General features: G+C 35.3%; 6 protein-coding genes and 2 pseudogenes. 4 read left to right on the top strand and 4 right to left on the bottom strand.

Translation table 11 applies throughout. The annotated features are described in order from the left end of the window. Window positions 1-219, top strand: a 219-nt coding sequence (locus tag BOQ62_RS19020) for an IS3 family transposase (protein ID WP_164976702.1), incomplete at its 5' end; no start/stop codon positions are given. Window positions 220-273: 54 nt separating this feature from the next. Here the strand turns inward: BOQ62_RS19020 and BOQ62_RS19015 are convergent. The 3 genes from BOQ62_RS19015 to BOQ62_RS19005 form a co-directional block, all read right to left on the bottom strand. Then, the gene (locus tag BOQ62_RS19015) at window positions 274-1,602 is read right to left on the bottom strand and encodes an ABC transporter permease (protein WP_129041984.1); all 1,329 of its coding nucleotides are present in this window, start codon (window positions 1,600-1,602) and stop codon (window positions 274-276) included. A 5-nt stretch (window positions 1,603-1,607) separates the two neighbouring features. Next, window positions 1,608-2,519, bottom strand: a complete 912-nt coding sequence (locus BOQ62_RS19010) for an ABC transporter ATP-binding protein (protein ID WP_129041983.1) — start codon at window positions 2,517-2,519, stop codon at window positions 1,608-1,610. A gap of 109 nt (window positions 2,520-2,628) precedes the next feature. Further along, window positions 2,629-2,979, bottom strand: a complete 351-nt coding sequence (locus BOQ62_RS19005; RefSeq protein WP_129041982.1) for a T9SS type A sorting domain-containing protein — start codon at window positions 2,977-2,979, stop codon at window positions 2,629-2,631. A gap of 118 nt (window positions 2,980-3,097) precedes the next feature. Between BOQ62_RS19005 and hemB the strand changes: the two genes are divergently transcribed. After that, window positions 3,098-4,087: a porphobilinogen synthase gene (gene hemB, locus BOQ62_RS19000; RefSeq protein ID WP_129041981.1), complete on the top strand. Its 990-nt coding sequence runs from the start codon at window positions 3,098-3,100 to the stop codon at window positions 4,085-4,087. A 79-nt stretch (window positions 4,088-4,166) separates the two neighbouring features. On the opposite strand, the gene BOQ62_RS18995 is transcribed toward hemB, so the two are convergent. Beyond that, on the bottom strand, window positions 4,167-4,460 hold the full coding sequence (locus tag BOQ62_RS18995; RefSeq protein ID WP_129041980.1) for a TM2 domain-containing protein: 294 nt from the start codon (window positions 4,458-4,460) through the stop codon (window positions 4,167-4,169). Window positions 4,461-4,614: 154 nt separating this feature from the next. Between BOQ62_RS18995 and lptB the strand changes: the two are divergent. Together lptB and BOQ62_RS18985 are read left to right on the top strand one after the other, a co-directional pair. Next, window positions 4,615-5,340 (top strand): annotated as a pseudogene (gene lptB, locus BOQ62_RS18990) (LPS export ABC transporter ATP-binding protein); the annotation flags it as partial. A gap of 509 nt (window positions 5,341-5,849) precedes the next feature. Further along, a pseudogene (locus BOQ62_RS18985) lies at window positions 5,850-7,570 on the top strand (ABC transporter ATP-binding protein). The last annotated feature ends 16 nt before the right edge of the window (window positions 7,571-7,586 follow it).

The raw sequence follows: 7,586 nt of genomic DNA, 5'->3' as shown, positions 1-7,586 counted from the left end.
TCCCGCAAAGGAAACTGCCTGGATAATGCGGTAATAGAAAACTTCTTTGGAACTTTAAAATCTGAAATGTTCTATACTAAGAAATTTAAAACCATTGATGAGCTCAAAAAAGAAATAAAGAAGTATATCAATTACTATAATAACGACAGGATAAGACTTAATCTAAAAGGAAAGAGTCCCGTACAGTACAGAACTCTTTCATATAATAATATTGTTTAATTTTGTCTAAACTTTTGGGTGCAGTCTAAACTTAGTTTTCGGGATTTTTTTTGTTTATATTTTTGATATTAAATTATCCTTTATCCACTTCCAAAGCTCTTTCATAGTCGCTTTATTCCCATACATTAAAATACCTACACGATAGATCTTTCCAGCCAGGAAGATCATAAAAACAGTAGTGGCCAGTAATAATATAATAGACAATACAATCTGCCATATAGGAACTCCAAACGGAATTCTGGCAATCATCGCAACGGGGGATGTAAATGGAATGATCGACAGCCAGAAACCTAATGGTCCATCCGGATTGTTCATTAATGTGAAACTTCCGTACATTCCTAGTGTTAGTGGTAAAATTGCAAATAAAGTGAATTGTTGTGTTTCCGTTTCATTATCCACTGCAGAACCAATTGCTGCATAAATAGAACTGTAAAAAATATATCCTAAAAGGAAGTAAACGATGAATACAAAAATAATCAGCGGGAAATTCAGTTCCAGTAAACTGTGAGAAATCTGGGTAGCAAGCTGTCCCATATCCAGTTTACTCGCAATTTCTTCGTTTCCTCCCGGAATGTTTTTCTGAAGAGGAGAGAATCCTGTGTTTAAAACCAGCGCTCCTATTACAGACATTGTGATCCAGATCAGAAACTGTGTCAATGCAACCATTGTTACTCCCAGAATCTTACCCATCATAAGTTCAAAAGGTTTTACAGAAGAAATAATGATCTCTACAACACGGTTGTTTTTTTCTTCAAGTACACTTCGCATTACTCTTACACCATAAATAATGATAAACATAAAAGTAACATACATCAAAACCATACTCAGTCCGGATTTCACTCCAAATGCAAGATCAGAATCTTCCTTATTATTATCGGTAACATTGATGGTTTTTAGTGTGAAGCCTTTATCAAGATCATTTAGCTGGGTCTCCTGAATACCCAGTTGTTTGATTTTTTCTTTTTTAACAACATCGCTGATGTCAGAAACGATTTTCTGCTTTGTATCAAATCCTATTTTACTGTTGATCACTAATCTTGTTTCCTTTTCAAGAGCATCAAAATTTTGATTTTTCAGCTCGGGAAGAATTAAAATACCATCCAGAGATTCATTTCCTTTTAAATTGTTGATCTTAGACTTTTCATCTGCGGCAGAAACAAAAACATAATTTAATTTATCATTAGATTTCAGCTGATTGGTAAACAATCCGCTTTTGTCAACCACTTCTATGATACTGTGAGATTCATTCGCTTTAAACATAAGTCCGATTACCGCTCCAAAAGCAATAATCATGACCGGTGCCAGCAAAGTCAATATGATGAAAGATTTTTTCTTAACCTGTGTAAGAAACTCTCTCTTGGTAATTAAAAAAATATTATTCATAAAAATTAAGAATGGTTACTTACAGCATTAATAAACACTTCATTCATACTAGGAATTCTTTCGTCGAATGATCTCACTTTACCTACCTGTACAAGATCAAGAAGAACACTATTCTGGCTTTCTTCATTTTTCAGGTCAAAAGAAATAAGGTTGTTTTCATTTGATAAATTGAAAATCTCATGTTTGTTTTTGAAATTTTCAAACTGATCATTGCTTACTTCAGAAAGCGTAACCCCAAAAATATTTTTCTTGAATTTTTCTCTTACATCAAAAACCCTTCCGTCAATAATCTTTTTAGAATTGTTGATCAAAGCAACATAATCACACATTTCCTCCACGCTTTCCATCCTGTGGGTAGAAAGAATAATAGTTGTTCCGTTATTTTTAAGATCAATGATCTGATCTTTGATTAAGTTCGCATTTACAGGGTCAAAACCTGAAAATGGCTCATCAAGAATTAAAAGATGAGGTCTGTGAAGAACAGTTACTACAAACTGAATCTTTTGTGCCATTCCTTTAGACAGTTCAGAAAGCTTTTTCTTCCACCATTGGTCAATATGAAGCTTTTCAAACCATCTTTTTGCTTCATTCAGAGCATCATTTTTACTCATTCCTTTCAGTTCCCCAAAATATAGAATCTGATCCCCAACACTCATGTTTTTATACAATCCTCTTTCTTCCGGCATGTAGCCAATGTCTTTGATGTGACTGGGATTCAGTTTTTCTCCATTGATCAAGATATCTCCTGAGTCGGCCTGAGTAATTTGGTTGATGATACGGATAAAAGAAGTTTTTCCGGCTCCGTTAGGACCTAAAAGACCATAAATACTGCCTTTCGGAACATGGATGCTGAAATCATCCAGTGCGACCTTTTTTCCGGCATTATAGGTCTTTTTAATATGTTCAGCTTTTAGCATTAAAATTATTCTTTTTACTATTAGTATTAAAAAGTCCCGAAAGTTACGGAAATATTAAAACAGAATTAATGCAAAAAGAAAAAATCCTGATGATTATCAGGATTTTAATTTATTGTTTTACGATTTGAGTAACTTTTTGCGTGTTGTCACTTAAAATATAGCGTATCATATATTTTCCGGGCTTTAATTTTTCAATATTAATCTCACCGGAATTCATGTTGACTGTATAGCTGGCAACCTGCATACCCAAAATTGAATAAAAAGTCACACTTTTGATTCTTAAAGAAGAATCTTTTGCCTTAATGATAAGGAAATCCTTTGCAGGGTTTGGATAGGCAAGCAATACTCCATCATCCGCCTTTTGAGTGATGGAACCCGGCTCTTTAAGCTGAGCTTTTAAATTGTTGGAAAATCCAACAAAAGTGCCTACAAATAGAAATAAAAGTAAAAGTTTTTTCATCAAATTTATAATTTCTCGAATATATATAACAAATATAATAAATTCTACAATTTCATACAATAGTTTTTTGTAGAACTTATATTAAATTTGTAGAAACTTATTCAAAAAGTATTCCAAAATGATACATTCAAGAAATAGAAGACTTAGAGTTAATGAATCTATCAGAAGTTTGGTAAGAGAAAGTGTGCTTACAACTGATGATTTTGTAATGCCGATCTTCGTAATGGAGGGCGAAAACAAGCAGGAGGCAATCCCGTCTATGCCGGGAATTTTTAGGCGGAGTATAGATTTAACAGTGAAGGAATGTAAGGAATTATTTTCTTTGGGAGTAAAAGCTGTCAATTTGTACATGAAGGTGTCAGAACATCTTAAAGACAATACAGGAAAAGAAGCCTGGAACAAAGACGGATTGATGCAAAACACCATCAAAGCAATCAAAGATGCCGTTCCGGGAATGATTGTTATGCCAGATGTAGCGTTGGATCCATATTCCATCTACGGACACGACGGAATCATTGAAAACGGAAAAGTTCTGAATGATGCTACGAATGATGCACTGGCAAGAATGTCAGTATCTCATGCCGAAGCAGGGGCAGATCTTGTGGCTCCAAGTGATATGATGGACGGAAGAGTGCAGATCATTCGTGAAGCATTGGAAGAAAGCGGATTTACAGATGTAGGAATTGTAAGCTATGCTGCCAAATATGCAAGTTCTTTCTATGGGCCTTTCAGAAGTGCCTTAGACAGTGCTCCAAAAGATGATATGGAAATTCCAAAAGATAAAAAGACTTATCAGATGGACTTCCACAATACCCGTGAAGCATTGAACGAAGTTTTCAAAGATATTCATGAAGGAGCAGATGTGATCATGATCAAACCAGGTCTTCCTTATCTGGATATCGTTTCCAAAGTACGTGAAGCTATTGACCTTCCGATTGCAGTTTATAACGTAAGTGGAGAATATGCTATGGTAAAAGCGGCTGCTCAAAATGGCTGGCTGGATAATGACAAAACGATCATTGAAAGTTTAACATGTTTTAAAAGAGCAGGAGCAGACATGATCTTTACCTATTTTGCGAAAGAAGCTGCTATTCTTTTAAATAAATAATGATTAAATGCATTCAGATAAAAAAGAGACTACTTAATCGGGAGTCTCTTTTTATTTCTAACGAGGTGAGGATAATTTTTTACAACCAACCTTTTTTCCCGTATACATAAGTGTCATCAAATTGTTTGTCATTCATAAAAAGATATAAAATACCTTCAATGAAAGGAATGATGGAAGCTGCTCCCAAAGTAACAACATTCAGAACCAGCTGAATAATTCCCTCCTTCGTATAGCCCAGATAAAATTTATTTAAAGCCAGCCATCCTACAAGGATTCCTAATATAGCAGCAGGTATTTTTTTCTCTGAACGATAAGGTACGTTGCTTTGCTGGTTGTGAATATCTTCTGTTTTTGTGTAACCGTAATTTTCCATTGCTTAATATTTATAATTGATTGATATGTTTTACGATGAGTAGATTAAAATGATGAAAAGTTACAATAGGTTGTAAATGAATAAGTTTGCATTTAACGTAAACAAGTTGATATTAACCTATAAGTGAAGTTTATATTTTTGATATATTTGCCCTATGATTTTACGAGGAGAAAACTTAATCAAGGAATACGGTCCTAAAAAAGTGGTAAAAGGCGTTTCTGTACAGGTTCAACAGGGAGAAATTGTTGGTTTGCTTGGCCCGAACGGAGCAGGAAAAACCACATCGTTTTATATGATTGTAGGGTTGGTTAAGCCCACTTCAGGAAAAATTTTCTTAGACAAGCAGGAGATTACTACCGATGCCATGTACCGAAGAGCCCAAAAGGGAATCGGGTATCTGGCTCAGGAGGCTTCGGTTTTCAGAAAGTTGTCTGTGGAGGAAAACATCATGGGAGTATTGCAGCTCACTAAACTTTCAAAACGTGAACAGCAGATTAAATGTGATGAACTTATTGAAGAATTTTCTTTACAGCATGTCCGTAAAAACAGAGGAGATCTTCTTTCCGGAGGGGAAAGACGTAGAACCGAAATTGCTCGTTGTCTTGCTACAAGCCCGAATTTTATTCTTCTGGATGAACCTTTTGCAGGGGTAGACCCGATTGCCGTAGAAGATATCCAGAAAATTGTAAGAAGCCTTGTTGATAAAAATATCGGGATTCTGATTACCGACCACAATGTACAACAGACTCTGGCTATTACCAATAAAACTTATATTATGTTTGAGGGAAAGATCCTGAAAGAAGGACTTCCGGAAGATTTAGCGAATGATCCGCAGGTAAGGGAAGCCTATCTGGGTGAAAACTTCGTGTATCAAAGTATTTTAGATAAACCTAAAAAGAAGAAATACGCATATAATATCTGGGCGGGTAATTTTGATTCAAAAGCACAGTTGCAGGGATTTGTAGATGAAAACTTCAAAATGTTTGATGATCTGAGGCTGATGTATGGTTTTGAAGATATCAGTTTTGCTTCATTAGCGAATTCTGAAATTGAACATATCTTTAATGATGTAGTGGATAAGAATGCTAACAATTCATTTGTTTTCCAGAAAAAGGAAATTAATTCCCAATATTCTCTGGAGCAGGCAGAAGCAGAGTCTAAAGAAGCCAGCAGAAAAGAGCTGCATTACCTTACAACTTATCTATTTGAAGGATAAAATATAAAGCATTTACTTGCTGAACATAATAATAAAACGTACCTTTTTCTTTTGAAAGCGGTACGTTTTTCATTTAAAAATGATTTCTATCTATGGCAAAACCCTTTAACAGAACCGTTACCCTATTTGGAATCTATAAACAACTTGTTCCATTTATCAGACCTTATCGTCCCATGATTTACGGAACACTGTTTCTTACTTTTTTGGGAGCTCTTGCAGCACAGGTCAACCCGATTGTTTTGAAATATACCGTAGATGAGGTTACCAAGCTTACCCATCTTCCGCATCCCATGTCAGAAGGAATTCATATTCTCATTATCATATCCATTATTTTACTGGGAAAAGAACTTTTGAATATTTTTATCAATTTCGGGCAGAAATTTTATGGAGAAAAAATCAGGATTAATGTAAGTTCTGTGCTGGCACAATCAGCTATTGATAAAATTCTGACCTATAGAGTAGCTTATTTTAATGATGAAAACCATGAATCCGGAAAGTTACAGATTAGAATAGACCGTGGAATAGAAAGTCTGACGAGATTAGTTCAGAATTTTTTCATCGATATTCTCCCTCTTTTTTCCAATGCCATCATTGCTTTAATCATTATGTACATGCAGAATGTGTATGTGGGGCTCGTTTCTACGATTATTGTTCCGATTTATTTTTACATCAGTTCTCTGCAGGCCAAAAAACTAGGCGGAGTTCGCCGCCAGCTTAGAAATCAAAGGGAAAAAAAGACGTCCGGACTTCTGAACCTGATTAATTCCATTATGGTGATTAAGAGTTTTGTCCGTGAAAAATTTGAAGGAAAAAAGCAATATGATCTTCAGATGGAGTTGATGGAAAGTCAGATGATCACAAGAAAAACGAACTTTATTTATGATGGTTTAAAGACCTTTATAGAACAATTCGGAGTGGTTTTGATTATCCTTTTAACCGTTTATCTTGTGCTGGATCAGCAGATGACTATTGGAGCCATCATGCTTCATATTATGCTTTTTAACAATGTTTCTGCTCCCATTCGCCAGCTTCACAGGATTTATGATGATATGAATGATGCCATGATCTATGCAGAAGGGTATTTTGATATTCTGAATGCAGACAATGAAACAGAATCAAACGGAAGTTTTGTAGAAAAAGAAATCAAAGGTACTTTTGAATTGAAAAATGTTGATTTCACCTATCCCAACGGTACAAAAGCTTTACATAATGTTTCCATGAAAATTGAAAATGGAAAAACGACAGCTTTAGTCGGATTGAGCGGTGCTGGAAAATCAACGGTCATTAATTTGTTGTGTAAATTTTATCTTCCGGATTTCGGAGAAATTCTCTTGGACGGAGTCAATCTTAATGAATTTGATAATACCTTTCTGAGAAGTGATCTGGGGCTGGTGCTGCAGAGAAATCATATCTTTCAGGGAAGTATAGAAGATAATATCCGTTATGGAGATATGAATGCAAGCTTTGAAGAAATTGAAGAAGCTGCAAAAAAGCGTATCTGCATGAACAGATTATGGATCTTCCCGACCAATACCAGCATGATGCTACCCAACTTTCCGGGGGACAACAGCAGAGAATTGCTATTGCAAGACTGTTTCTTAAAAACCCTCCGATTATCTTTCTGGATGAGCCTACAGCCAGCCTGGATGCAATTGCCACTGAACAGATTAAAAACTCGTTGGATGCCATCAAAGAAGGAAGAACTGTTATTATAATTTCCCACTCGCTGTCACAGATTCTGGATTCCGATATTATTTATGTCATGAAAAAAGGCAGAGTGGTTGAAAATGGAACTCATGATGAATTGTACAATAAAGAAGGAACGTACCGTGAGATTTTTGATGCCTCAGCTCGAAGTCTGAACCTTGATAAACTGGTGAATACTTTTAAATAAAATTAAAACAGAAAAA

The sequence above is a fragment of the Chryseobacterium sp. CH21 genome (assembly GCF_004119445.1).
Classification (GTDB): domain Bacteria; phylum Bacteroidota; class Bacteroidia; order Flavobacteriales; family Weeksellaceae; genus Chryseobacterium.
Note: the sequence above shows the minus strand (reverse complement) of the source record. Positions and strands in the feature narration are given on the sequence as shown.